This is a genomic window from Streptomyces sp. NPDC029674 (genome assembly GCF_044903205.1).
Classification (GTDB): domain Bacteria; phylum Actinomycetota; class Actinomycetes; order Streptomycetales; family Streptomycetaceae; genus Streptomyces.
Genome location: NZ_JBJDPY010000001.1, coordinates 599,740 through 623,443, shown reverse-complemented (window position 1 = coordinate 623,443; position 23,704 = coordinate 599,740). Strand labels below are relative to the sequence as shown.

Below are 23,704 nucleotides of genomic sequence, written 5' to 3'. Positions count from 1 at the left end.
GACCGGCCAGGACGGCGAGCCCCGCCGCCCCTACCTCCCCCCGCCGCACAGCTCCCGCTCCGCGCGTACCGGATCGCTCGGGAACCGGAAGGAGGTGAGGTCGGCGGCTCCCGTCAGATTCCGCCAGAACCGCCCCACCGTGAGGGGCGCGCGCGTGGCAGCCCGCAGCTCCTGGAACGGAGCGCAGCGCAGCGCCCGCCGGGCGGCGTCGACGCGGGCGGGGTCCATCCCGGCGGGCAGCTCGCCGGGGACACCGCGCTCGGCGACGATCCACTCGTCGGGGAGCCGTTTGTCGTGCCCCACGCGGCCGATGAAGCCCTCGGAGTGGGCCGCCAGCGGGTAGGCGAGCCCGATCGGGTCGAGGGCGGCACCGGACAGCGGGATCACGGTGCCGCTGAAGCCGAGCGTGTTGTAGACGCCGGTCACACCGGGCTGCCGGGCCCCGACCGGCGTCCTGGCCAGCAGCAGCGTGCCCGCGCCGTCCCGCGCCCTGTCCCGCACGAGCCCGGCGTACGCCCTGTTGCCGGGGTGGCCGGCGAAGTCGTGGTGGAGCGGGTGCGGCGCCGCGTTCTGCTGTACGTAGACCCCGCGTTCGTCCGCGACACCGCTCCGCCCGATGTGCCCCTCGTACGGCACCCGCAACGCACTCGCGCACACCGCGGCCCACACCCCGACCGCCACGGCGACGACGCTCCACGCGCGCGTGACGGGCACGAGGAAGACGGGCAGCAGCATCAGGAGCAGCCCGGGCAGGAACATCCGCCCGTGCATGAAGTCACCGCCCACTTTGATGACGTACGCCCAGCAGAGGGCGCCCGCGAGGAGGGGCGCGACGAGCGGAACCCTGCCCGGAGGGAGCGCTTCGCCGCGCCGCCCGGCGACCAGAGCGGCGTACACGGCGCCCCCGACGACGGCAACCAACGGCACCCACAGCGCGTACGGCCCGACGAAGTCCGAGAGGTAGCCGAGCCCCCGCCCCCACAGACTCCGCGAGGCCTCCTTCGTGACGCCGGGCAGCGGCATCAGATGCCCGTAGTACCCCATGCGGAAGATCTCGTACGAGACCGGCAGCGCACCCGCGACCCCGGCCCCCGCGAGCACCCCGCGCCACGTGGGCCGCACGGTCACCCACTGGGCGGCGAGGAAGACGGCCGACACCAGGGCGAGGTCGGGCCGTACGAGAGGGCCGAGCCCCAAAAGCGCACAGGTCATCAGCGAGCGCGGCCGCGCGACGAGGGCGAGCCAGGACCCCGCGATCCAGCAGGTGGCGAGGCCGGTCTCCAGACCGGAGGTGGCGAAGTCCCAGACGGGCGGCAGCGCGAGCAGCACGAGGGCGCCGCAGGGCAGCAGGAAGCCGTTCCCGCGGCGGAGCGGCAGGGTTCCGTGGAGCCGGCGGGCCCCGAGCGAGGCGAGCGCGAACCCGGCGACGGTGAGCAGCAGCCCCCCGTACATCGCCAGGGTCGCGATGTCGGCCCCCGTCGCCCCGCCGGCGACGAGCAGCCACTGCCACAGGGTGCCGGTGGACGATTCGGCGCGTTCCCCGGGGTTGAAGACGGGACCGTTGCCCGCCAGCACCTGCCGGACCGTGCGGACGTAGATGTGGCCGTCATCGGACATCCACCGCCGCTGGAACCCGGCGACGCCGATGACGAGCGCCGGCAGCAGACAGACGGCGAGCCGGACGCGGCCCCGCCATCGCCGGGGCGCCGCTCCGGGCGACGGCCCGGCGACGGTTTCGGGACCACGGACGGCTGAGTACGCAGAGGTCGTCATGACCGCTACATCGGCGCAGGTCAGCGAGGGCTTGAGCCACGTACACCAGTCCGCCTGCGGAGCCGCGGCCTCACGCCTTCGGGATGTCGAAGTACCGCGTGAGCGCGGCGGCGAGGGCCACATCGCCCGCGAGCTTGACCTTGCGCAGCATGAAGAGGGTGACGGGGCTGGCGTTGCCGGAGACGAGCTTGAGGAACTCCGCGTCGGCCATGACGAGCGTGAGCCGGGGCTCCCCGTCCGAGCGCCCCTCGCGCACCGCACACGTGCCGTCGGCGATCTCCGTCTCGTACACGACGTCTTCATTGCCGCCGCTGCCCGTGACCTTCCAGCGGATGAGCGCCTCCAGCGCCCCCGCGGCCGCCGGCTTGAACTGCCGCTCCATGCGCCCGAAGACCTCCTTCAGGACGCGCCCGCGCAACTCGCCGTCCTCGGCGATCCGGCTGATCTGCTTGCCGGAGAGCCCCTTCACGATCCGCGCGAACTCCTCGGGCGTGACGCGCGCGAAGTCGAGCTCGGCGATCCTGCTGATGTCGTCCGCCACGACAATCTCCTTGCTGCACCATTGAATTTTTCTTACGGGTCAGTAAGTTGACCGTTGAGTAAGCGACGGTACAAAGCCAAGCACACGCCGACCACTTGCACATCCGCCTGCACATCCGCCTGCACATCCGCTGAGAACCGGAAGCCGGGGAGCCGCGTCATGGGCGTACGCAAGGACCTGAAAAGGGCACAGCGCCGCAGCGACCTGGCGGACCGTGCCGAAGTCGAACTCATCAGGGACGAACACGGCACCGTGCGCGAGGCCCGCACCGCCCCGCTCGTGGCGCCCGCCACCGCGGGCAGCACCGCCGACATCCCGTACACCAACGCCGTCGAGGCCCCCGACGCCGTGGTCCTGCGCCGCAAGGAGAGCGGTCAGTGGCGCCCGGTGACGGCCGCGGCCTTCGCCCGCGAAGTGACCGACGCGGCCAAGGGTTTGATCGCGGACGGCCTCGAACCGGGCGGCCGCGTGGCGCTGATGTCCCGCACCCGTTACGAGTGGGCGGTCCTGGACTTCGCGATCTGGGCGGCGGGCGGCCAGACCGTACCCATCTACGCCACGTCCTCGACGGAACAGATCGAGTGGATCATGCGCGACTCGGGCGCGCGCTTCCTCATCGCCGAGACCGCGGAGAACGCGGCGACGGCCGAGCAGGCACTGGCCGCCCTCGACGACCCGCCGCGCATCCGGCACCTCGACGGCGGCGCGATGGCGGAACTGACGGCCCTCGGCGGGGAATTGTCGGACGAGGAAGTGACCAAACGCAGGTCGGCGCTCACCCCGGACTCCATCGCGACGCTCGTCTACACCTCGGGCACCACGGGCCGCCCCAAGGGCTGCGTCCTCACGCACGGCAACCTGCACGCGGAGGCGGCGAACACCGTCGACCTCCTCCACCCCGTCTTCAAGGAGATCACGGGGCAGGTCGCCGCCACGCTCCTCTTCCTGCCGCTCGCGCACATCCTGGGCCGCAGCATCCAGATCGCCTGCATGCTCGCCCGCATCGAGCTCGGCCACTGCCCCGGCATCAAGCCCGAGGAACTCCGCCCGGAGCTGCGGGCGTTCAAACCGACCTTCATCGTCGGCGTCCCGTACCTCTTCGAGAAGATCCACGAAACCGGCCGGGCGACCGCCGAGAAGATGGGCCGCGCCTCCTCCTTCGACCGCGCGGAGCGGATCGCGGTGCGCTTCGGAGAGGCGTATCTGAACAAGTTCCTGGACAAGAAGGGCCCGGGCCCGTCCCCGGCCCTCTACGCCGGCTGGGGGCTCTACGAACTCCTCGTCTACCGGCGCATCCGCAAGGAGGCCGGCGGCCGGCTGCGGTACGCGATCAGCGGCGGCTCACCCCTGGACCGGGACCTCAACCTCTTCTTCTACGCCGCCGGAATCATCATCTACGAGGGGTACGGCCTGACGGAGACCACGGCCGCCGCCACCATCACCCCACCGCTCAGGCCCCGCCCCGGCACGGTCGGGCTGCCCGTCCCCGGCACGGCGGTACGCATCGCGGACGACGGGGAGGTGCTGATCAAGGGCGGCATCGTCTTCGGCTCGTACTGGAACAACCCGGCCGCGACGGACGCCGTACTCACGAACGAGTGGCTCGCCACCGGCGACCTCGGCGCGCTGGACGACCACGGCTATCTCACGATCACGGGCCGCAAGAAGGACATCATCGTCACCTCCGGAGGCAAGAACGTCTCACCCGCCGTCCTGGAGGACCGCCTGCGCAGCCGCGCCCCGGTCGGCCAGTGCATCGTCGTCGGCGACAACCGTTCGTACGTGGCCGCACTCGTCACCCTGGACCCCGAGGCGGTGCACCACTGGCTCACCGTCCGCAAACGCCCGGCGGACACACCACTCGCGGAGCTCGCCCACGACCCGCAGATGATCGCGGAGATCCAGAAGGCGGTGGACCACGCGAACTCGGCGGTCTCCAGGGCCGAATCGATCCGTAAGTTCGCGATCGTGGAAGGCGAGTTCACGGAGGACAACGGCCTGCTGACCCCGTCCCTCAAGATCAAACGCCACGCGGTGACGGCGGCCTACGCGGCCGAGATCGAGGCTCTCTACGGCAGCTGAAACCCACAAAGCTGGCGAGGCCGGCGGCGCCGCCGGCCTCACAGGGGCGGCGGCCCGCGGTGACGGGAGCCGGCCGGGCTGCTGTCGGCGCTCGGTAGCGACAACCCCACTCCCGGACACACGGAAATCTATTCCGACGGAGGTAGACATTCGGCTGTGCTGTGGGTACGGTTTCTCTCGTAGCTGAGATCGAGCTGGGCCCGGCAGACACGAACTGCCGGGCGGTAGTACGCAGGACGGTGCGGCGGTGGAGTCTCGAAGCCAGAGCGTTGCAGGACGGCGACGGGGCTGACGGCCGGACCGGGTGGCCCGCAGTGATCAGGGGCCGCCGTGAGCAGGACCCAGCAGTACCCAGCAGTACGCAGTACGCATCACCAGGTAGTAAGTAAGTAGTTGATCAAGAGGGAAGAACGGAGGAGCTGAAAGCCATCAGGATCGCCCGGGCGGGAAGTCGGCCCGGGTACCGCAGGACATCGTTAGTGAGGTGGTCTCCGGTCACGCAACCGCGATCCCCGCAGTGCCCATCCCCTCCGGGCTGGTCATGCGGACACAGAAGGCCGGCGCAGCACTAGGGCCGGCAGATGGTGTAGCAGTTCCTTCGGGGCCCGGGTGCCAGTACGGCACCCGGGCCCCCCGACGTGTGCCAGAGAGGCGTGATGACAGCAGACGATTCCTTCGGCCGTCTCGATGACGATGATTACCCCGCCTACACAATGGGCCGGGCCGCCGCCATGCTCGGCACCAGCCAGAGCTTCCTGCGCGCCATCGGCGAAGCCCGCCTGATCACCCCGCTGCGATCCGAGGGCGGCCACCGCCGCTACTCCCGCTACCAGCTGCGCATCGCCGCCCGCGCCCGGGAACTCGTCGACCGCGGCACCCCCATCGAGGCTGCCTGCCGCATCATCATCCTCGAGGACCAGCTCGAGGAAGCCCAGCGCATCAACGCCGAGTACCGCCGCGCCGCCGAGACGTCCCCGTCAGCCGCGGTCTGAGGCGACAGTGGTCTGAGGCGGTAGTGGTCTGAGGCGACAGCGAGCCGCGCGGACCATGCGCGCCGTCCTCCCGCTTCGACTGTTGACCCGCCGGTTCGGCTCGGCTCGGAACGGCCCAGCGCCTGGCACGCAGTGAGGCCCGACCGGTACACACCGGTCGGGCCTCACTGCTGTTTCCGGCGCGGCTCGCGCCGGGCTTCGCCGATCAGGCGGACACGGGGGCGCCGCCCAGCATGACGGAAGCCCGCTGGAGCGGACTGATGGCGACCGAGGACGCAGACGCGGACGCCGGCGCGGACACAGGCCCGGCCGCGGGAGGGGTCCGGCAGGTGAAGCCGAGCTGGATCATGGCCCGGAGGACTTCGCCCGCGCTGAAATCACGGCGATCCTGGCGGGTGATGACCTGGCCGACCTGTTTGACGGGGTAGTGGCGCCGCCCGATGATCACGGACTGGCCGGTGACCGGCTCGGGCTTGACGCCCTTCATCGTTTCCAGCACCCCGCTCTTGGTGAGGTCGAACGGGAAGCGGGCGATGACACAGCGCATGAGACCTCGCATGGGGAGGGGCGGGGAGGGAGATCGGGGCGGCCCGTGGCGGGCTGGTTCAGTGGACGGGGGCGGCGGCGATGTCCCGCAGGCGCATCAGGTCCGTATAGCCGGAGCCGTCACGGACAGCCGTGAGCCGGGCCCTGGTGACCAGACCGGTGCGCCGGCCGTCCTCGTCGCAGACGAGGAGGTGCCCGACGCGGGCGCCGACCATGACGGACAGCGCCACCTCGACGGTCATGTCGTCCCAGACCCGCGGTCCGGCCTCGATGTCCACCGGGCGCGAATACGTCTGAACCAGCGTCAAAGGTCCTCCTAGAAGCGGGGTTGATGTCCGGAGCGCGCCGGGGGCGCGAAGGAGTTACGCCGCGGTGTCGACGGCGGACCGCTGCGCGGAGACGCGTCGGGCCGCGGAAGCGGGGCGGCGACGGCCGCGCGAAGCGCCGCCGCGCTTGGGGCGCTCGGTGACCGGCGCGGTGATGACGACCGGGATGCCCGAGGGGGCCTGGGCGCCGGTGATCCGGCTGAGCGCCTCCTCGCCGGAGCGGACCTGGGTGATCTGCGGGCTGATGCCGGCGTCCGACATGAGGCGGACCATGCCGCGGCGCTGGTTCGGGGTGACCAGGGTGACGACGCTGCCGGACTCACCGGCACGGGCGGTGCGGCCGCCGCGGTGCAGGTAGTCCTTGTGGTCGGTCGGCGGGTCCACGTTCACGACGAGGTCGAGGTTGTCGACGTGGATGCCGCGGGCGGCGACGTTGGTGGCCACGAGGACGGTGACGTGCCCCGTCTTGAACTGCGTCAGGGTGCGGGTGCGCTGGGGCTGCGACTTGCCGCCGTGCAGCGCGGCGGCCCGTACACCGCTGTTGAGCAGGTCCTGGGTCAGCCGGTCGACGGCGTGCTTGGTGTCCAGGAACATGATCACGCGGCCGTCGCGGGCGGCGATCTCGGTGGTGGCCGTGTGCTTGTCGGCGCCGTGGACGTGCAGCACGTGGTGTTCCATCGTGGTGACCGCGCCGGCCGAGGGGTCGACCGAGTGGACGACGGGGTCGGTCAGGTAGCGGCGCACCAGCAGGTCGACGTTGCGGTCCAGGGTGGCGGAGAACAGCATCCGCTGTCCCTCGGGCCGCACCTGGTCCAGGAGCGCGGTGACCTGCGGCATGAACCCCATGTCGGCCATCTGGTCGGCCTCGTCGAGCACGGTGATGGCCACCTGGTTCAGGCGGCAGTCGCCACGGTCGATGAGGTCCTTGAGCCGGCCCGGGGTCGCCACGACGATCTCGCTCCCGGTGCGCAGCGCGCCGGCCTGCCGGCCGATGGACATGCCGCCCACGACCGTGGCAAGGCGCAGCCGGACGGCACGGGCGTACGGAGTCAGCGCGTCGGTCACCTGCTGGGCGAGCTCACGGGTGGGGACCAGGATCAGGCCCAGCGGCTGGCGGGGCTCGGCGCGCTGGCCGGCGGTCCGGGAGAGCAGGGCGAGGCCGAAGGCGAGGGTCTTGCCGGAGCCGGTGCGCCCGCGGCCCAGGACGTCACGGCCCGCGAGGGAGTTCGGCAGCGTCGCTCCCTGGATCGGGAAGGGCACGGCCACCCCCTGCCTGCCGAGTTCGGCGAGCAGCGGCGCGGGCATGTCGAGATCGGCGAAGCCTTCCACGGCGGGCAGCGCCGGGGTGATCGTCTTGGGGAGAGCGAACTCACCCTGCACGGCGGCGGGCCGACGGCTGTACCCACCGGATCGGCGCGGGGCCGCTGCCCCGAAGCGGCTACCGCTCTTACCGGCGTCACCGCCATTGCGGGTGCGGGAGAATCGGTCGTTCGTACGTGTGCGGTTCATGCGGAACCTTCCTCGATGCGGCGCATATCAAGGAATTCTTCCGGCGATGAGCGGCACAGAGAATTACAAGAATGGACCGATGGTTAAAGCGAAAGCGGAACTGGCCGACGGGTGAATCCATACGGGCGCAGGCGCTGAAATTGGGTGACCGGTGACGCGAAGAAAGAATGTCACCTGGAGTGTCGACCGGAGCGTCGACTGTGTATATGAGCGGGCGGGGCGTTATCCGATTCGCCCGCAGGTGGAATCGCTCCGGAAAATGCCTGCAGCTGGGGCCCGCACCCCGAAGGATGCGGGCCCCAGCTGCAAAGTGCGCGTCAGTGTCAGGCGGGAACGATGTTCTCGGCCGTCGGGCCCTTCTGGCCCTGCGCGATGTCGAACTGCACCTTCTGGCCTTCGAGCAGCTCGCGGAAGCCCTGGGCGGCGATGTTCGAGTAGTGGGCGAACACGTCAGCGCCGCCACCGTCCTGCTCGATGAAGCCGAAACCCTTTTCCGCGTTGAACCACTTCACGGTGCCAGTAGCCATGTCAATCTCCTTTGGGGCAGTACATCGGAATCCGCACTGTGCGGATACCGTGTCGCCGCGATGATTACCCCGCCCGGAAATGACCGGTAATACAAAAGCGCCCCCACCGCAGTGTGCGGCCAGGAGCACTTGAAGTTTTCGGGAACCACAACTGCAACTGAGACGACAGTAGCACGCCATGGCGGCCTGTGGGCATGAAAGAATTTCGCTCCGCTCATTGCGCTAAAAACTCTCCGCGCCCGGATCGTTAAACCCTCACTTCGCGAACACAGACATTGGTTCGCCGAGCGCAGCGTTTCGGGAGATGCCGACGCGTAGTCACGCGGGGCGGGAGCGGCGGGAGGGGCCATGCCCGACCAGGGAAGGCGCCCTCTCCGAGGGAGAGTGGAACACCGTGCGAACAGAAGCGCCCCCGGCAGGACTCGAACCTGCGGCCAAGCGCTTAGAAGGCGCCTGCTCTATCCACTGAGCTACGGGGGCCGGGTGTGGCCGGGTGGCAGGGGGTTCGGATGTGGGGGTGATCCGTGACCTTGCCGGGGACAAGGATAGGGCTCCCGGGGCCTTGTCCCTGGTGCTTCGCCTCCGCGCCGCGATGTGGAGGTTCGGTGAAGCGGTCCTGATAATCGCAGGCAGGTGCGAATCTCGCATCGCTTTTGGCGCCTCGCGCCCCGGGTGTTGTGCACTCGTTATGCCTGCGCCCCAGTCGCCCCTTCCATCCCCTGTGTCCGATCGGCGCGCAGGAACGGCCATATGCTTCAGAAAGCCGCCAAAATTGGGCATTCTTCGCATGTGGTGACCTTGGACGTACGGCCTCAATTGCTTGACGCACTCTCCGCCCTGCGCGAGCGTGTCGCTGCCGCACGCTTTCCGCTCCCCCTGCCGGGGGCGCCACGCGCGCGTGCCAACCGGGACGAGTTGCTGGCACAGCTCGATGACTATCTGGTGCCCCGGCTCAGGGCGCCCGAAGCGCCCCTGCTCGCCGTCATCGGCGGATCCACCGGCGCCGGCAAGTCGACCCTCGTGAACTCCCTCGTGGGACGGCAGGTCAGCGAGGCGGGTGTGCTGCGGCCCACCACGCGTACGCCGGTGCTCGTCTGCCATCCGGACGATCACCACTGGTTCTCGGGGATGCGGATCCTGCCCGACCTCACGCGCGTGTGGGTGCCCCGGCAGGATCCCGGAGAGAGCGGTGAGGGGGACGACGACGGCGACGGCGAAGAAGACGTACAGGCGCTCGTCGGCGAGGACGAGCGGGCCCTGCGGATCGAGACCGCGTCCAGCCTGCCGCGTGGCCTCGCCCTCCTCGACGCCCCCGACGTCGACTCGCTCATCGCCGACAACCGCGTACTGGCCGCCGAGCTGATCTCCGCGGCCGACGTATGGGTCATGGTCACCACCGCCTCCCGGTACGCCGACGCCGTCCCCTGGCATCTGCTGCGTACCGCCAAGGAGCACGACGCCACCCTCGTCACGGTCCTCGACCGGGTGCCCCACCAGGTGGTGACCGAGGTGTCACGCCAGTACGGGGCGCTGCTCGCCAAGGCCGGACTCGGCGACGTGCCGCGCTTCACCGTGCCCGAGCTGCCCGAGTCGGCGGGCGGCGGCGGCCTGCTCCCCGCCACCGCCGTCGCGCCCCTGCGCGCCTGGCTCACCCACCGCGTCCAGGAACCCGCGGCCCGCGCCCAGGCCGTCGCCCGCACCGCGCAGGGCGTCATCCGGTCCCTCGACTCCCGGCTGCCGGAACTCGCGAGCGCCGTCGCCGCCCAGCACGCCGCCGCGCTGCGGCTCACCTCCGCCGTCGACGACGCGTACGAGAACGAGCACGCGCGCGTGCACAGACGTCTGCAGGCGGGCGGCGTACTTGCCGGGGGCGCCCTGAAGCGGTGGCGCAGCTATCCGCTCGACTGCGGGGCCGGCGAACTGCTCGACGCCATCGCCGAGAGCCTGGAGGCGCTGCTGCTGTGCGCCGTCACGGCCGCCGACGAGCGCATCGACGAGGCCTGGCGCCGCGAGCCCGCGGCGGGCGCTCCAGGGCTCGCCGACCGCGACCCGGAGGTGGAGAGCGCCGAGCACCGCATCGGGATGGCCGTCCGCAGATGGCGGCGCGTCCTGGAGGAGTACGCCGAGGACGAGGTGCGCGGGCTGGAGAGGGTCGACAAGAACGCCCTGCCCGACCCCGAAGTCGTCGCCGCGCTGCTCGCCACGGCGCTGCTCGGCGGGCGCCGGGCACGTTCGGCCGGGGAGGTCCTCGCCGAGCGGATCGGCGCCCAGGGGGCGGTCCGGCTGCTCGACCGGGGTGGGCGCCTGCTGACCGAGTACCTGGAGAAGGTCCTCGCCGCCGAACGGGAGCGGAGGCTCGCCCCCCTGGACGCCCTCGAAGTGCACCCCGAACCCCAGGCCGAGCTGATCGCCGCCCTGTCCGTACTGCAGAAGGAGAGGTGACCGCGGTGACCGCCGTCACTGATCACGCCGATCACCCCAAGCACAGCGACCGGAGCGACCGGAGCGACCGAGACAAACGCGCTGAGCGTGACAAGCGCGGCAAGCGGGGCGAGAGCGACGAGCGGGTCGGCAGCGGCTCCGAAAGGGCCTGGGACGACGGGCTCATCGCGCGGCGCGTCGCCGGCGGACCGCGCGGCTCCGGAACTGGCTCCGGCACGAGCACCGGCTCCGGCACGGGTACCGCCACCGGCACGGACACGGGAGTCCGCTCGTACGCCCCCTCAAGAACCCCCACTTCTTATGAAGGGCCCCTGCGCACCCGGCTCGACGCGCTGCGCGAACTCGTCGGGCTCTCCCGCACCCGCCTCGACAGCGGCACGCTCGCCGAGGCCGGGCGGATCCTGGACGAGGCCGCCGCCCGGCGCAGGCTCTCCGAACGGCACACCGTCGTCGCCATCGCGGGCGCCACCGGAAGCGGCAAGTCGACGCTCTTCAACTCGCTCGCCGGCGTGATGATCTCGGACACCGGCGTGCGCAGACCGACCACGGCAGCGCCCATCGGATGCAGCTGGACGGACGGCGCGGCGGGGCTCCTCGACCGGCTAGGGATCCCCGGGCGACTGCGCCGCCGGCCGCTCCAGGGACCCGGCGCCGACGAACTCCAGGGGCTCGTCCTCATCGACCTGCCCGACCACGACTCGGCGGTCGGCGAGCACCGCGAGCACGTCGACCGCATCCTGGCCCTCGTCGACGCCGTCATCTGGGTCGTCGACCCGGAGAAGTACGCCGACGCGATGCTCCACGAACGCTATCTGCGGCCCATGGCCGGGCACGCCGAAGTCACCTTCGTAGTGCTCAACCAGATCGACCGGCTCCCCGGAGACGCCGCCGACCAGGTCCTCGACGATCTGCGGCGGCTCCTCGACGAGGACGGCGTCGCGCTCGGCGAACACGGGGAACCGGGCGCCACAGTGCTCGCGATCTCCGCCCTGACCGGCGAGGGAATGGGTGAACTGCGCGAGACGCTCGGCCAGTTCACCCAGGAGCGGGGCGCCGCGGCCCGCCGCATCTCCGCCGACCTGGACGCCACCGCGGAACGGTTGCGTCCGGTGTACGTCACGGATGCGCGCGGCGGCCGGAACCGCGGGCGGATCGGGCTCAGCGAGGAGGCGCGCGACGAGTTCGCCGACCGGCTCGCGGAGGCGGTCGGCGCGACCGCCGCGGGGGAAGCGGCGGAGCGTGCCTGGCGCAGGCACGCGGGCAAGGCGTGCGGCGACCCCTGGCTGCGGCTGTGGCGCTGGTACGAGGGCAGGCGCTCCTCGCAGGGCGTCCTGACGCCGACCAACCACATCCCCACCGACGTGGAGGCGACGGCACGTCAGCGCGTGGAGCAGGCCGTGCGCACGGTCGCCGACCAGGCGGCGACGGGTCTGCCCGCGCCCTGGGGCCAGGCGGTGCGGGAGGCGGCCGTACGCGGTGCCCGAGGGCTGCCCGAGGCGCTCGACGAGCTGGCGGTGACGGCGGGGGTGCCCATGGGGCGGCCGCCGCGGCCCAGCTGGTGGCCGGTCGCGGTCCTCACCCAGGCGGCGATGACGCTGCTCCAGATCATGGGCGGGCTGTGGCTGGTGGGACAGATCATCGGAATCGCCACACCGAACCTGGGCGTGCCGGTGCTGCTGATGCTGGCGGGGATCGTGGGCGGCCCGTGTGTGGAGTGGACGAGCAGGATGGCGGCGCGCGGGCCCGCGCGGCGGTACGGATACGAAGCGGAACGACGGCTGCGGGACGCGGCCGCCGGGTGCGGACGGGCGAGGGTCCTGGATCCGGTGGCGGCGGAGCTGCTGCGGTATCGCGAGGTCAGGGAGCAGTATGTGCGGGTGACGGGGCGTGTCTCCCGGTGAGGTGGCGGGGCGCGTTCCGAGGTGAGGAGACGGGGCGCGTTCCTCGATCGGGTGACGGAGTTTTCCACAACCTGAGGGTTGCCCACAGGGCTCAGCGGGATCGGCGCGACCGGTGCAGTCTGGGTTCGCGGCCGTGGACAGCGCGGCGGCGGACACGGACGAAGCGGGGGAGGGGTTCGACGATGAACGAGACCTTGGTGACGGTGGTGGGGAACGTGGCGACGACGCCGGTGTACCGGGAGCTGCCGTCGGGACCGGTGGCGCGGTTCCGGCTCGCGGTGACATCGCGGTACTACGACGCCGCGAAGAACGCGTGGAACGACGGACACACCAATTTCTTCACGGTCTGGGCCTGGCGCGCGCTCGGTACGAACGTACAGGGATCGGTGTCCGTGGGCGAACCGGTCATCGTGCAGGGCCGGTTGAAGGTCCGGGACGAGGAGCGGGGCGGGCAGCACTGGACGTCGGCGGACATCGAGGCGCTGGCCATCGGGCACGATCTGTCGCGCGGTACCGCGGCGTTCCGCCGGGTGGGCAGGGCCAACCCGGCGCTGACGGAACCGGTGGCCGAGCGGGAGGAAAGTGCCGCCGGGACAAGGGAGAAGGAGCCGGCGCCGGTGGGGTGACGGGGCATCAGTCCGGCTCGCGAAGAGGGAGCCGAAGTGCGGCATATCGGCGAATCGATGCCGTTGATTTGTCGATAAGCCCAGCTCGGAGCCGTTGTTGGCGATAACGATTCCGAGTCGGATCCGGCGTCCGATGGGATGCGTGGGGCTCGCGATGCGCCGCTTCCTTAGGATGCCGGACGTAGCTCACGGGGCAGTTGGCAGGAGATGCCATGCAGGTGGCAGGTGATCCTGCCCCTTTCAGTCTGCTGGCGGGACCACCCCCCAACGTTGTGAACGGGTCCCGCCCGGAGGGGAATTCAGTGTTTTCTGCGTTGTCCATACGTAGCCGAGGCGCCGCCCGGTTCGCCGCGGTGACCGTGGCGGCGGGCCTGGCCGTGGCGGGCGGAGTGACCGTCGCGGGCCCGGCCGCGGCCGAAGAGGCGCCACAGCACCGGGGCGGCGCGATCGCGACGCTGGGCGGGCTGCAGACGTACGACCAGGCCGTCATCCGTGACAACGGCAGCTCGCAGCAGGTGCCCGCGGGACTCTTCGAGATGTCCGTGGAGGGCGGCGGCACCCTCCAGACGTACTGCATCGACATCCTCAACCCCACGCAGAAGGACGCCAAGTACCAGGAGACCCCCTGGAGCGGCACCTCGCTGAACGGCAACCGTGACGCGGGCAAGATCCGCTGGATCCTGCAGCACTCCTACCCGCAGGTGAACGACCTCGCGGCGCTGGCCCGCAAGGCGGGCGTGCGCTCCCTCACCGAGCAGACCGCCGCGGCCGGCACCCAGGTGGCGATCTGGCGCTACTCCGACGGAGCGGAGGTCGACGCCGTCGCCCCGGAGGCCGAGAAGCTCGCCGACTACCTGTACAAGAGCGCGCGCGGCAGCGCGGAGCCCAAGGCGTCGCTGACGCTGGAGCCGCCCGCCGTGTCGGGCCGGGCGGGGGAGCGGCTCGGTCCTGTCACCGTGCGGACCGACGCCGAGTCGGTGACGGTGACGCAGACCGGCGACTCCGCGGCGAACGGCGTGAAGATCGTCGCCAAGAACGGCAAGGCCCTGAAGACCGCGGGCGACGGCAGCCACCTCTACTTCGACGTGCCGAAGGACGCACTGGACGGTTCGGCCGCGCTCTCCGTGCAGGCGTCGACCACCGTGCCGGTCGGCCGGGCCTTCGCGTCCGAGACCAGGAGCCAGACGCAGATACTCGCCGGCTCCAGCGAGTCGACCGTGTCGGCGACGGCGACCGCCGACTGGGCCGCGAAGGGAGCGCTGCCCGCGCTCTCGGCGGAGAAGAACTGCGCCAAGAGCGGTATCGACATCACCGCGGTCAACAACGGCGACAAGCCCTTCACCTTCCGGCTGATGGAGTTCAAGCACACCATCAAGGCGGGCACCTCACAGACGGTGACGATCCCGCTCCAGGAGGACCAGCCCTACGACTTCACGATCACCGGGCCGAACGGCGTCGAGAACCGCTTCAAGGGCGTACTCGACTGCCGCACCGCGGGCGACACCATAGGCACCAAGACCCAGCCCGTCTCCGAACCGAGCCCCGCGTCCGCGGGCGGCACCTCAGGCGGCGGCGACCTGGCCGAGACCGGCAGCTCCAGCAACACCCCGCTGATCGTCGGCATCGCGGTGGCGTTCGTCGTCCTCGGCGGCACGACGGTCTTCCTCCTGCGCAAGAAGGACGACACCCCGGCGCGGACGGCCGACGCGTCCACCGAGGAGTAGGCACCCCGACCCGCAGCGTGGGGTGACCGCACGGCTACCCCACGCGAGCCACCGCCCCGGCGGGAAACAATCCGGTTTCCTCCGGGGGGTGGCCGTCAGGCAAGATGGGGTGTATCTGCCCACTCACTGATTGCCGGACGGTTTCTCTTGGCTGAGTACATCTACACCATGCGCAAGACGCGCAAGGCGCACGGCGACAAGGTGATCCTCGACGATGTCACCTTGAGCTTCCTTCCTGGCGCGAAGATCGGTGTCGTGGGCCCCAACGGCGCCGGTAAGTCCACGGTGCTGAAGATCATGGCCGGCCTGGAGCAGCCGTCGAACGGCGACGCGTTCCTCTCGCCGGGGTACACCGTCGGCATCCTCATGCAGGAGCCGCAGCTCGACGAGTCGAAGACCGTTCTGGAGAACGTCCAGGACGGCGCCGCCGAGATCATGGGCAAGCTCAAGCGCTTCAACGAGGTCGCGGAGCTCATGGCGACCGACTACTCGGACGAGCTCATGGAGGAGATGGGCAAGCTCCAGGAGGACCTGGACCACGCCAACGCGTGGGACCTGGACGCCCAGCTCGAGCAGGCCATGGACGCGCTCGGCTGCCCGCCCGGCGACTGGCCCGTCACCACCCTCTCCGGTGGTGAGAAGCGCCGCGTCGCGCTCTGCAAGCTCCTCATCGAGGCGCCCGACCTGCTCCTCCTCGACGAGCCCACCAACCACCTCGACGCCGAGTCGGTGAACTGGCTGGAGCAGCACCTCGCGAAGTACGCGGGTTGCGTCATCGCCGTCACCCACGACCGGTACTTCCTGGACAACGTCGCCGAGTGGATCCTGGAGCTCGACCGCGGCCGCGCCATCGCCTACGAGGGCAACTACTCCACGTACCTGGAGAAGAAGCAGTCCCGTCTCAAGGTCGAGGGCCAGAAGGACGCCAAGCGCGCCAAGCGGCTCAAGGAAGAGCTCGAGTGGGTGCGGTCGAACGCCAAGGGGCGGCAGGCCAAGTCCAAGGCGCGTCTGGCGCGTTACGAGGAGATGGCCGCCGAGGCGGACAAGATGCGGAAGCTGGACTTCGAGGAGATCCAGATCCCGCCGGGCCCGCGACTGGGTTCGATCGTCGTCGAGGTCGAGAATCTTTCGAAGGCCTTCGGTGACAAGGTCCTCGTCGACGACCTCAGCTTCTCGCTGCCGCGCAACGGCATCGTCGGCATCATCGGTCCGAACGGCGCGGGCAAGACCACGCTGTTCAAGATGATCCAGGGCCTGGAGCAGCCGGACTCCGGCAAGATCAAGATCGGTGACACGGTCAAGGTCAGCTACGTCGACCAGGGCCGCGCCAACATCGACCCGAAGAAGACCCTCTGGGCCGTGGTGAGCGACGAGCTCGACTACATCAACGTCGGCCAGGTCGAGATGCCCTCGCGGGCGTACGTCTCCGCCTTTGGCTTCAAGGGCCCGGACCAGCAGAAGCCGGCCGGGGTGCTCTCCGGCGGTGAGCGCAACCGCCTCAACCTGGCGCTGACCCTCAAGGAGGGCGGCAACCTGCTCCTCCTCGACGAGCCGACGAACGACCTGGACGTCGAGACCCTGTCGTCGCTCGAGAACGCGCTGCTCGAGTTCCCCGGTGCGGCTGTGGTCATCTCCCACGACCGGTGGTTCCTCGACCGGGTCGCGACCCACATCCTCGCCTACGAGGGTGACTCCAAGTGGTACTGGTTCGAGGGCAACTTCGAGTCGTACGAGAAGAACAAGATCGAGCGCCTGGGCGCCGACGCGGCCCGTCCGCACCGCGCCACCTACAAGAAGCTCACGCGAGGCTGAGGCGGCTGTGGCTCGACACATATACCAATGCCCGCTGCGCTGGTCGGACATGGACGCCTTCGGGCACGTCAACAACGTCGTCTTCCTCCGGTACTTGGAGGAGGCGCGCATCGACTTCATGTTCCGGCTCGCGCCCGGTGACGGGTCGCCGTCGTTCTCCGGCGGTTCGGTCGTGGCCCGGCACGAGATCGACTACGTGCGGCCGTTGGTGCACCGGCACGAGCCGGTCACCGTCGAGTCGTGGGTGACGAAGATCGGTGCGGCGTCGCTGACCATCGCGTACGAGATCAAGGACGCGGACCAGGTGTATGTGCGGGCCTCGACCGTGGTCGTGCCCTTCGACCTGGAGGCGCAGCGGCCGCGGCGGATCTCCGCCGAGGAGCGGTCGTTCCTCCAGGAGTACGTCGACGACAGCGCCGGCGGTGCCGACAGTGGCTCGGGGGCGCTTGCCGCATGACCGCGCGGCTGCACTTCGCCGATGCCGGGGAGGCGGCCGACCTCGCCGCCTTCCTGGCCCGGCTGATCCACTACGACAAGGCAGCCGCCGTGCGGCTGCAGGCCGCCGGGGACACGCTCGCCGTGTTCGGGCGGCCGCCGTCGTTCGAGGTGCTCGTCGTCCGGACGGCCCGCCTCGCCAAGCCGTACGAACACGGGCTCGACACCGCGCTGGACGTCACGGTCTCGGCCGGTGAGTTCCTGGAGCGCGTCGGTGAGGCGGCGGAATCCGCGGAGACGGCGGGGATCGCCGGCGTCCCGGAGGCCGTTACCGGGCCGCCGTGGGCGGGCGTCCTGCCGCCGCGCGGTGGCTGGCGGCCGGAGCCGGGGCTTCCGGCTCCGGACGCGGTGCGGTCCCTGGTCAAACAGGCCGTGGCCGAATTCCGGTCCCGCGTCGAGGAGTTGCCCGCCGAGCGGCGGGTGCGGGCCGAGCTCGACCGGGTGGGGCGGGAGATCTGGTCCCGGCCCGTCGGCGACACGGAGCTGCCCGTGCGGGCCGCGCACGCGGCGCAGACCCTGGGATTCCTGCGGGGCGACACGCTGGCCCTGCTGTCGTCCGGGGCGTGGCTGCGGCTGCGTACGGCCTATGGATCCGTCGCGGTGCGCCGGGCGGGTGCTTCGGGGCTCTCCGTCACACCCGCCTAGCCGCGCTTCCCGGACCGGCGGCCAGAGCCTGTGTCATGACACAGGCTCTCAGCCCTCGGAGTTGACCATGGACGCCGCCGCGTACGTCAGGTAGTTCCACAGCGTGCGCTCGTGCTCCTCGGAGAGGCCGAGCTCGTCCACCGCCGCGCGCATGTGCTTCAGCCAGGCGTCGTGCGCGGCCCTGTCGACCGTGAACGGCGCGTGCCGCATGCGCAGCCGGGGATGGCCTCGGTTGTCGCTGTACGTGCGGGGGCCGCCCCAGTACTGCATCAAAAAGAGCGCCAGGCGCTCCTCGGCCGGGCCCAGGTCCTCCTCCGGGTACATCGGCCGCAGCAGCGGGTCCTCCGCGACCCCCTGGTAGAAGAGGTGCACCAGGCGCCGGAAGGTCTCCTCGCCGCCGACCTGTTCGTAGTAGGTCTGCTCCTGAAGCGTGCCGCGTGGGATGTCGTTCACGCGTTCCATGGTCTCAGACGGGACGGCCGAGTACGGAAGGCTTAGGACCATCGCCTCGCATCCGCGGCGAAGGCGCAGCACAGTGGATGTATGGAACCCGATCCTGTGCTGCTCACCGAGGCCCGGAACGCCCTCGTGCGCGAGATCGAGGCGAGCGGGGCCTGGCGGGACGATCCCGGCTGGCGGGAGGCGTTCAGGGCCGTGCCGCGGCATTTGTTCGTGCCCTACTACTACCTGGGCGTGGTCGGCGGGTACGAGCGGCTGTGGGGCGAGGACCCCGACGACCGGCGCCGTACGCGCTGGCTGCGCGGCGCCTACGCGGACGCCCCGCTGGCCACCCGGGTGCGCGACGGGGAACTCGTCTCGTCCAGCAGTCAGCCGTCCCTGATGGCGAAGATGCTCGTCGAACTGGACGTACGCGAAGGCGACCGCGTACTGGAGATCGGCGCCGGCACCGGCTACAACGCCGCGCTGCTCGCCCACCGGCTCGGCGACGACCACGTCACGACCGTCGACCTCGACCCGGAGATCACGGAGTCCGCACGGAGGCACCTGACGGCCGCCGGGTACCGCCCGGCCGTGGTGACCGGCGACGGCGCGGCCGGCTGCCCCGAGCGCGCACCCTACGACCGGATCATCGCCACCTGCACCCTGAGCTCGGTGCCGGGGACGTGGCTCGGACAGTGCCGCCCCGGCGCCCGGATCCTCACGCCCCTGGCCACCGGGCTGATCGCGCTGACCGTGCGGGACGCGGAGCACGCCGAGGGGCGCTTCCTGCACACGCCCGCCTACTTCGTGCCGTTGCGCGGTGGCGGCGCGCGGGTCCCGCAGGAGCAGGACATCGGCGGACTGCCGCGCAAGGCACTGCAGAACGAGCTCTTCCGCTTCCTCCTCGAGCTGACCGCGGGCAGCCTCGACCCGCACGAAGCGCTCGCGCTGTGGCAGCGCGAGGGCCGGCCGGTGCGCGAGCGCTTCGGGATCACGGTGAGCGGGTCGCACGAGTGGGCCTGGCTGGACGATCCCGAGGGGCCGTACGTCTGGCCGCTGTGACGGGCCGCTGTGAACGGCCCGTCGTGAAGCGTCTCAGTCGCGGCGGATCGTGATCGTCGTCCAGGCGCCCACGTGCACCTGGTCGCCGTCCTGGAGCGGCACGGGGACGAACGGCTGGATGGGCTCCTCGCCGCCGTTGACCGTGGTGCCGTTCGTCGAGTTCTGGTCGACGACCGCCCAGCTGCCGTCCGGCTGCTGGACCAGGACCGCGTGCTGGTGCGAGACGCCCGGGTCCTCCGGCGGCACCGACAGGTCGATGTCCGGGGTGTCGCCCGTGGAGTGCCTGCGGCGGCCGATGCTGATCTGGTTACCGGCCAGCGGGCGCTGCTGCTCCGGCGAGTACGCGGGCAGGTTGAGCCCCGAGGCCTCGGGGCCGCTGCGCTGCATCATCGCCATGAAGTACTCGCGGTCGGGCCCGATCGTCACCGTCCAGGTGCCGGGGCCCTGCGGAGCCTGCTGCTGCGCGGGGCCCTGCTGGAACGGGTCCTGCTGGAAGGACTCCTGCTGGAAGGACTCCTGCTGGGACGGGGCCGAGGAGGGCGGCGAGAGCACCCAGTCGTCGTCTCCACCACCGAAGGAGGGGCCGCCGGGACCGTTGGGACCACTGGGGCCGTTGGGACCGCCGGGGCCGGGAGGCGGCGGGGGCGGACCCTGCCGGCCACCCGTCTCCTGCGGGAACGCCGGCGGCGCGGGCGGACCCGGCTGCTGGAACGCCTGGGGCGCGCCGGGCGGCGCCTGACCGGGCCGGCCGGGCTGGTGACCGGGCTGAGGCTGATGACCGGGCTGCCCCGGTTGCACTTGCCCTTGCGGACCCGGCTGCCCCGGGATCGGCTGGCCGGGACCCTGGGGGCCCGGGCCCTGCTGGCCGGGACCCTGCGGACCCGGACCCTGCGGACCCGGACCCTGCGGGCCGCCACCGCCACCACCGTTACCGTTGCCGAACGGCGGGATCGGCTCCGCGGGCCGGTTCACCTGCGAGGGGCGCGAGCCCTGGTACTCGTACCCGGGCGGCGGCTGCTGCTGGAACTGCTGCGGCGGGTTCGGACCCGGCGGCATTCCGGGGCCGGCGCCCGGACCGGGCCGGGGAGCGGGGCCGGGGCCTCCGTGCGTGGCCGGCAGCGGCGGGTTCGGCGCGGCGGGCGTGTACGACGTCGCCGTGTTCGTCAGGAAGTTCCACCGGCACTCCTCGCAGAACGGCGCGTTCGCCTCGCGGGGCGTGCGGCACTGCGGGCACAGCTGCGCCTCGGGCGCCGGGTCCGGCACGGCGGCCAGATGCGGGCGCCCGGGCGCGGGCTGCGGGAAGCCGGGGTCCTGGCCGGGCGGCGGCGGAGGGTAGCCGTACCCGGCCGGGGGCGGCGGCGGGGGAGGGGGCGGTACGGCACCGGCCATGCGGTGACCGCAGACCTCGCACCAGTCATCGGAACCCGACTGGTGTCCGTTCGGGCAGGTCGGCATGTCGGCGCTTCCCCCTCTCCTTCTCCGGCCCGAGGGCCGTACGTGTGGTTTCCTCGCGAATGCTGTTGCCTCGCGAAGCTACTGCTTCTTCACGCGAACAGTTTTCGTCGACCGGGTCTCGAGTGTCATCTCGTCGGCCTCGGCGACCTTCGCCTTCAATCGAACAGTACCTTCCGCGGCATCCACGACGTCCACCACCTTCGAAAGCAGTTTCGCCGTATCCTCGTTGCCCGATGCGGCGGCGAGCTGGACGGCCCGGCCCAGTTTCGCGGTCGCCCCGTCGACATCTCCCGATTTACGGGCGTCGAGGCCCTGCTGGATGACCTGGGCCAGCTCGGCCTGGCCCGTATAGTGCGCGACCTGCGGATTGATGCTGGTGGACGCCGCCATGTCGTCCGTCCACACCGCCCGCACGAGGCCCTGCGACAGCGTCTGCGCGCTGCCGTCCCCCTGTGGTACGACCAGGGAGACGCGGGCCGCGAGCATCTCCCGGCCCAGCTCGGCGCCCGGCACCTGCACGCAGATGTGGTAGTCGCGGGACTCGTCGCCCCAGGACCCCGTGGGGTAGTCCCCGGCGCGTGGCCCCGCCTCCGTACGGCGGTCCGTCAACTCCTCGACGCGGGGCGCCACTTGCTTGACGAACTTGATCTCCACGCCCATCGGCGTCCACAGCCGCAGGCTGACGTCGGCGACCTCCTTGCCCATCGCCGCCTCCATCATCCGCGTGAAGTCGGCGGCGAGCCCGGCCGGGTCGGCGACGATGTCGGCGGTGCCGAGCAGCGCGGAGGCTATCCCTGTGACCTCCTTCACCTCCCAGTCCGTGCCGACGCCCCGGGCGTCGCAGGTGAAGCGGCCCGCGCAGGAGTCGAGCGCGGCCTTGAGGTCGTCCGGCGACTCGTGTTCGTTGCGGCCGTCGGTGAGCAGGATGCCGTGCCGCACCGCGGACGGGGCGAGGTCGGCGGAGGCCAGCAGACGGTCGGCGAGGCGCAGCCAGGTGCCGATCGCCGTGCCACCGCCCGCGCTCAGCCTGCGCAGCGCCTGCTTGGCCTGCTCACGGGTCTGCGGTCCTGCCACCGCGAGGCGGCCGCCGCCCGGATAGACCTCCTTGGCGATGTGCGTGCCGCCGATCACCGCGAAGTGCACGCCGTCGCGGAGCGCGTCGATGGCGGCGGCCGTCGCGTCCCGCGCGCCCCGCATCTTCGTCGGCGGATAGTCCATCGAGCCGGAACAGTCGACCATGATCGCCACGGCGGCGTCCGGGCTCTGCCCCGCCGCGTACAGGTGCGGCGCGCGCACCGCGGATCCGATCGTCCCGCCACCGGTCGAGGTGACCGTGGCGATGGCGTTGACCTCCCGGCCGCCCTCCGGGAGGTACTCGTTCTGGTAGACCTCCACCGAGAACTGCGGCACGTTCGGTTTCGAGAAATTGGCCATGGAACTGCTCCCCCTCAGATCCTGAAAACCACACGACCTCACGAGCCGGTACGGCCCCCCGCCCGGCTCCGGGTCGCTCCTGCCTTCTGTCTAGGCCGATCCTGCCCCTTGCGGCACGAACGGGAACGGGACGACGGCCACTGTTACGTTGTCGTGGCCCCCGCCGTCCAGTGCGTGGCCGACGAGGACCTGGGCGCTGTGCAGTGGCCGGTCCGCGGCGTCGGCGGGCACCGCGTCCGCCATCTCCTCGACGGCTTCGGCGTAGTTCCACAGCCCGTCCGTGCACACCACCACTACACCCGCACGGTCCGGCTTGAAGGAAGCGGTGTGCGGCTCCAGTTCGTACGCGTCCGCGCCGAGCCAGCCCGTGATGGCGTGCGCGCGCTCGTCCGCGTACGCCTCGGCCTCGTTCATCAGCCCCGCCGCGACCATCTGCGCGGCCCACGAGTCGTCCTCGGTCAGCCGGACGGTGGGGCCGCTGCGGTCGTCCGGGACCCAGTAGGCGCGGCTGTCGCCGACCCAGCCGACGACGAGCAGACCGCCCGCCACGACCGCGCCGACCAGCGTGCAGGCGGGTGCGTTCTGGTGGGGGCTGTGCTCGCGGGCCGAAGCGGGCTCGGCGGCGAGCGCGTTGACGGCGTCGGCCGCGGCCAGGATCGCCTCGTGCATCGCCTGCTGCGGGTGGGTGCCGCGCGGCAGCGCCGTCAGCAGCGACTCGTTGGCGGCGCGGGACGCGGCGAGCGAGGCCTCGTCCGGGCGGGTCGCCGAGGAGACGCCGTCGCAGACGATCGCGACGACGGCGGGGGAGCCGTCGGCCAGCGCCGCCGCGGAGATCGCGAAGGCGTCCTCGTTGCGGTGGTGGCGCAGGCCGCGGTCGCTGACCGCGGCGACCGCTTCGAGCTCCTGCTCCATGTGGTCGCGCTCGCGCGGCTGGGCGTGTCCGCAGTTCTCGCAGTACCCGTCGGGGTCGACCCGGCCCGAACGGCAGGCCACGCAGAGCTTGGCGCCGGCGGGGGCGGGGTCCGGGGCGGGGAGGGGGTACTCGTCCGGCTCTGCGAGGCCATCGGAGTTCGCGGGGCTCTCGGAGTTCGCGGGGTTCTCGGACGCCACGACGTCCGGGTCGGCCGGCAGTTCGCCGCCCGCCGAGTCCGTACCCGGCAGGTCCGTCGGCAGGTGCGCCGGCACCGGCGTGTCGGAGCTGTCCACCTCCGGCGCGACGGGCCAGGCGCCCGCCGGCTCACCGTTGGGCGAGACGTCCGGCCGCGGCGGCACCGCCGACAGGTCGAACCCGCACGCACCGCAAAACAGGTCACCCGACTCCAGCGGCTCCTCACAGCTGGGGCAGGCAGACAGCTGGGGCATCTGCGACAT

20 protein-coding genes and 1 tRNA gene are annotated in these 23,704 nt (G+C 71.3%); 10 read left to right on the top strand and 11 right to left on the bottom strand.

Annotated elements, in window-relative coordinates; all coding sequences use genetic code 11:
- Positions 1-30: 30 nt before the first annotated feature.
- Both ACI2L3_RS02695 and ACI2L3_RS02690 read right to left on the bottom strand, forming a co-directional pair.
- Positions 31-1,773, bottom strand: a complete 1,743-nt coding sequence (locus tag ACI2L3_RS02695) for a hypothetical protein (RefSeq protein ID WP_404750464.1) — start codon at positions 1,771-1,773, stop codon at positions 31-33.
- A gap of 70 nt (positions 1,774-1,843) precedes the next feature.
- Positions 1,844-2,314 (bottom strand): SCP2 sterol-binding domain-containing protein, encoded by a 471-nt coding sequence (locus tag ACI2L3_RS02690; protein ID WP_404750463.1) that lies wholly within the window; start codon positions 2,312-2,314, stop codon positions 1,844-1,846.
- 159 nt (positions 2,315-2,473) lie between these two features.
- Here ACI2L3_RS02690 and ACI2L3_RS02685 point away from each other — a divergent pair, with 159 nt between their 5' ends.
- Together ACI2L3_RS02685 and ACI2L3_RS02680 are read left to right on the top strand one after the other, a co-directional pair.
- On the top strand, positions 2,474-4,396 hold the full coding sequence (locus ACI2L3_RS02685) for an AMP-dependent synthetase/ligase (RefSeq protein ID WP_404750462.1): 1,923 nt from the start codon (positions 2,474-2,476) through the stop codon (positions 4,394-4,396).
- A 656-nt stretch (positions 4,397-5,052) separates the two neighbouring features.
- Complete coding sequence (locus ACI2L3_RS02680) at positions 5,053-5,388, top strand: MerR family transcriptional regulator (protein ID WP_404750461.1); 336 nt, start codon at positions 5,053-5,055, stop codon at positions 5,386-5,388.
- A gap of 205 nt (positions 5,389-5,593) precedes the next feature.
- On the opposite strand, the gene ACI2L3_RS02675 is transcribed toward ACI2L3_RS02680, so the two are convergent.
- From ACI2L3_RS02675 to ACI2L3_RS02655, 5 genes are all read right to left on the bottom strand, one after another.
- Positions 5,594-5,935 (bottom strand): SCO5918 family protein, encoded by a 342-nt coding sequence (locus ACI2L3_RS02675; RefSeq protein ID WP_404750460.1) that lies wholly within the window; start codon positions 5,933-5,935, stop codon positions 5,594-5,596.
- Between the two features lie 58 nt (positions 5,936-5,993).
- Positions 5,994-6,242, bottom strand: coding sequence for a CBS domain-containing protein (locus tag ACI2L3_RS02670; protein WP_404750459.1), 249 nt, complete (start codon positions 6,240-6,242; stop codon positions 5,994-5,996).
- A gap of 54 nt (positions 6,243-6,296) precedes the next feature.
- Positions 6,297-7,769, bottom strand: a complete 1,473-nt coding sequence (locus tag ACI2L3_RS02665) for a DEAD/DEAH box helicase (protein ID WP_404750458.1) — start codon at positions 7,767-7,769, stop codon at positions 6,297-6,299.
- A gap of 323 nt (positions 7,770-8,092) precedes the next feature.
- On the bottom strand, positions 8,093-8,296 hold the full coding sequence (locus ACI2L3_RS02660; protein WP_404750457.1) for a cold-shock protein: 204 nt from the start codon (positions 8,294-8,296) through the stop codon (positions 8,093-8,095).
- Between the two features lie 407 nt (positions 8,297-8,703).
- Positions 8,704-8,776: transfer RNA gene (locus tag ACI2L3_RS02655), tRNA-Arg, on the bottom strand.
- A gap of 270 nt (positions 8,777-9,046) precedes the next feature.
- Between ACI2L3_RS02655 and ACI2L3_RS02650 the strand changes: the two genes are divergently transcribed.
- The 7 genes from ACI2L3_RS02650 (at position 9,047) to ACI2L3_RS02620 (ending at position 17,941) form a co-directional block, all read left to right on the top strand.
- On the top strand, positions 9,047-10,738 hold the full coding sequence (locus ACI2L3_RS02650) for a dynamin family protein (protein WP_404750456.1): 1,692 nt from the start codon (positions 9,047-9,049) through the stop codon (positions 10,736-10,738).
- A 5-nt stretch (positions 10,739-10,743) separates the two neighbouring features.
- Positions 10,744-12,639: a GTPase gene (locus ACI2L3_RS02645; protein ID WP_404750455.1), complete on the top strand. Its 1,896-nt coding sequence runs from the start codon at positions 10,744-10,746 to the stop codon at positions 12,637-12,639.
- 182 nt (positions 12,640-12,821) lie between these two features.
- Positions 12,822-13,265, top strand: a complete 444-nt coding sequence (locus ACI2L3_RS02640) for a single-stranded DNA-binding protein (RefSeq protein ID WP_404750454.1) — start codon at positions 12,822-12,824, stop codon at positions 13,263-13,265.
- Between the two features lie 320 nt (positions 13,266-13,585).
- The gene (locus ACI2L3_RS02635) at positions 13,586-14,989 is read left to right on the top strand and encodes a Cys-Gln thioester bond-forming surface protein (protein WP_404750696.1); all 1,404 of its coding nucleotides are present in this window, start codon (positions 13,586-13,588) and stop codon (positions 14,987-14,989) included.
- Positions 14,990-15,136: 147 nt separating this feature from the next.
- Entirely contained in the window at positions 15,137-16,801 is a 1,665-nt protein-coding gene (ettA, locus tag ACI2L3_RS02630; RefSeq protein ID WP_404750453.1) for an energy-dependent translational throttle protein EttA, read from the top strand.
- 7 nt (positions 16,802-16,808) lie between these two features.
- Positions 16,809-17,258, top strand: a complete 450-nt coding sequence (locus tag ACI2L3_RS02625; protein ID WP_404750452.1) for an acyl-CoA thioesterase — start codon at positions 16,809-16,811, stop codon at positions 17,256-17,258.
- Positions 17,255-17,941, top strand: a complete 687-nt coding sequence (locus ACI2L3_RS02620; RefSeq protein WP_404750451.1) for a hypothetical protein — start codon at positions 17,255-17,257, stop codon at positions 17,939-17,941. Before ACI2L3_RS02625 ends, ACI2L3_RS02620 begins: the two co-directional genes overlap by 4 nt.
- A gap of 48 nt (positions 17,942-17,989) precedes the next feature.
- Here ACI2L3_RS02620 and ACI2L3_RS02615 read toward each other — a convergent pair whose 3' ends face one another.
- On the bottom strand, positions 17,990-18,403 hold the full coding sequence (locus tag ACI2L3_RS02615) for a globin (RefSeq protein ID WP_404750450.1): 414 nt from the start codon (positions 18,401-18,403) through the stop codon (positions 17,990-17,992).
- Between the two features lie 81 nt (positions 18,404-18,484).
- Here ACI2L3_RS02615 and ACI2L3_RS02610 point away from each other — a divergent pair, with 81 nt between their 5' ends.
- Positions 18,485-19,444 carry a methyltransferase domain-containing protein gene (locus tag ACI2L3_RS02610; protein WP_404750449.1) on the top strand — a complete coding sequence of 320 codons (960 nt, stop codon included), beginning with the start codon at positions 18,485-18,487 and terminating at the stop codon, positions 19,442-19,444.
- A gap of 33 nt (positions 19,445-19,477) precedes the next feature.
- Here the strand turns inward: ACI2L3_RS02610 and ACI2L3_RS02605 are convergent, their stop codons facing one another.
- The 3 genes from ACI2L3_RS02605 to ACI2L3_RS02595 all read right to left on the bottom strand — a co-directional run bounded on the left by ACI2L3_RS02605 (position 19,478) and on the right by ACI2L3_RS02595 (position 23,704).
- On the bottom strand, positions 19,478-20,899 hold the full coding sequence (locus ACI2L3_RS02605; protein ID WP_404750448.1) for an FHA domain-containing protein: 1,422 nt from the start codon (positions 20,897-20,899) through the stop codon (positions 19,478-19,480).
- A gap of 78 nt (positions 20,900-20,977) precedes the next feature.
- Positions 20,978-22,333 (bottom strand): VWA domain-containing protein, encoded by a 1,356-nt coding sequence (locus tag ACI2L3_RS02600; protein WP_404750447.1) that lies wholly within the window; start codon positions 22,331-22,333, stop codon positions 20,978-20,980.
- A gap of 90 nt (positions 22,334-22,423) precedes the next feature.
- Positions 22,424-23,704: a PP2C family protein-serine/threonine phosphatase gene (locus ACI2L3_RS02595; protein WP_404750446.1), complete on the bottom strand. Its 1,281-nt coding sequence runs from the start codon at positions 23,702-23,704 to the stop codon at positions 22,424-22,426.

Coding starts and splice junctions, on each gene's coding strand:
- ACI2L3_RS02595 (WP_404750446.1), bottom strand. CDS start 23,704: ATGTCGCAGATGCCCCAGCTGTCTGCCTGCCCCAGCTGTGAGGAGCCG.
- ACI2L3_RS02615 (WP_404750450.1), bottom strand. CDS start 18,403: ATGGAACGCGTGAACGACATCCCACGCGGCACGCTTCAGGAGCAGACC.
- ACI2L3_RS02665 (WP_404750458.1), bottom strand. CDS start 7,769: ATGAACCGCACACGTACGAACGACCGATTCTCCCGCACCCGCAATGGC.
- ACI2L3_RS02680 (WP_404750461.1), top strand. CDS start 5,053: ATGACAGCAGACGATTCCTTCGGCCGTCTCGATGACGATGATTACCCC.
- ACI2L3_RS02650 (WP_404750456.1), top strand. CDS start 9,047: ATGCTTCAGAAAGCCGCCAAAATTGGGCATTCTTCGCATGTGGTGACC.
- ACI2L3_RS02695 (WP_404750464.1), bottom strand. CDS start 1,773: ATGACGACCTCTGCGTACTCAGCCGTCCGTGGTCCCGAAACCGTCGCC.
- ACI2L3_RS02605 (WP_404750448.1), bottom strand. CDS start 20,899: ATGCCGACCTGCCCGAACGGACACCAGTCGGGTTCCGATGACTGGTGC.
- ACI2L3_RS02675 (WP_404750460.1), bottom strand. CDS start 5,935: ATGCGCTGTGTCATCGCCCGCTTCCCGTTCGACCTCACCAAGAGCGGG.
- ACI2L3_RS02685 (WP_404750462.1), top strand. CDS start 2,474: ATGGGCGTACGCAAGGACCTGAAAAGGGCACAGCGCCGCAGCGACCTG.
- ACI2L3_RS02660 (WP_404750457.1), bottom strand. CDS start 8,296: ATGGCTACTGGCACCGTGAAGTGGTTCAACGCGGAAAAGGGTTTCGGC.
- ACI2L3_RS02620 (WP_404750451.1), top strand. CDS start 17,255: ATGACCGCGCGGCTGCACTTCGCCGATGCCGGGGAGGCGGCCGACCTC.
- ACI2L3_RS02640 (WP_404750454.1), top strand. CDS start 12,822: ATGAACGAGACCTTGGTGACGGTGGTGGGGAACGTGGCGACGACGCCG.
- ACI2L3_RS02600 (WP_404750447.1), bottom strand. CDS start 22,333: ATGGCCAATTTCTCGAAACCGAACGTGCCGCAGTTCTCGGTGGAGGTC.
- ACI2L3_RS02610 (WP_404750449.1), top strand. CDS start 18,485: ATGGAACCCGATCCTGTGCTGCTCACCGAGGCCCGGAACGCCCTCGTG.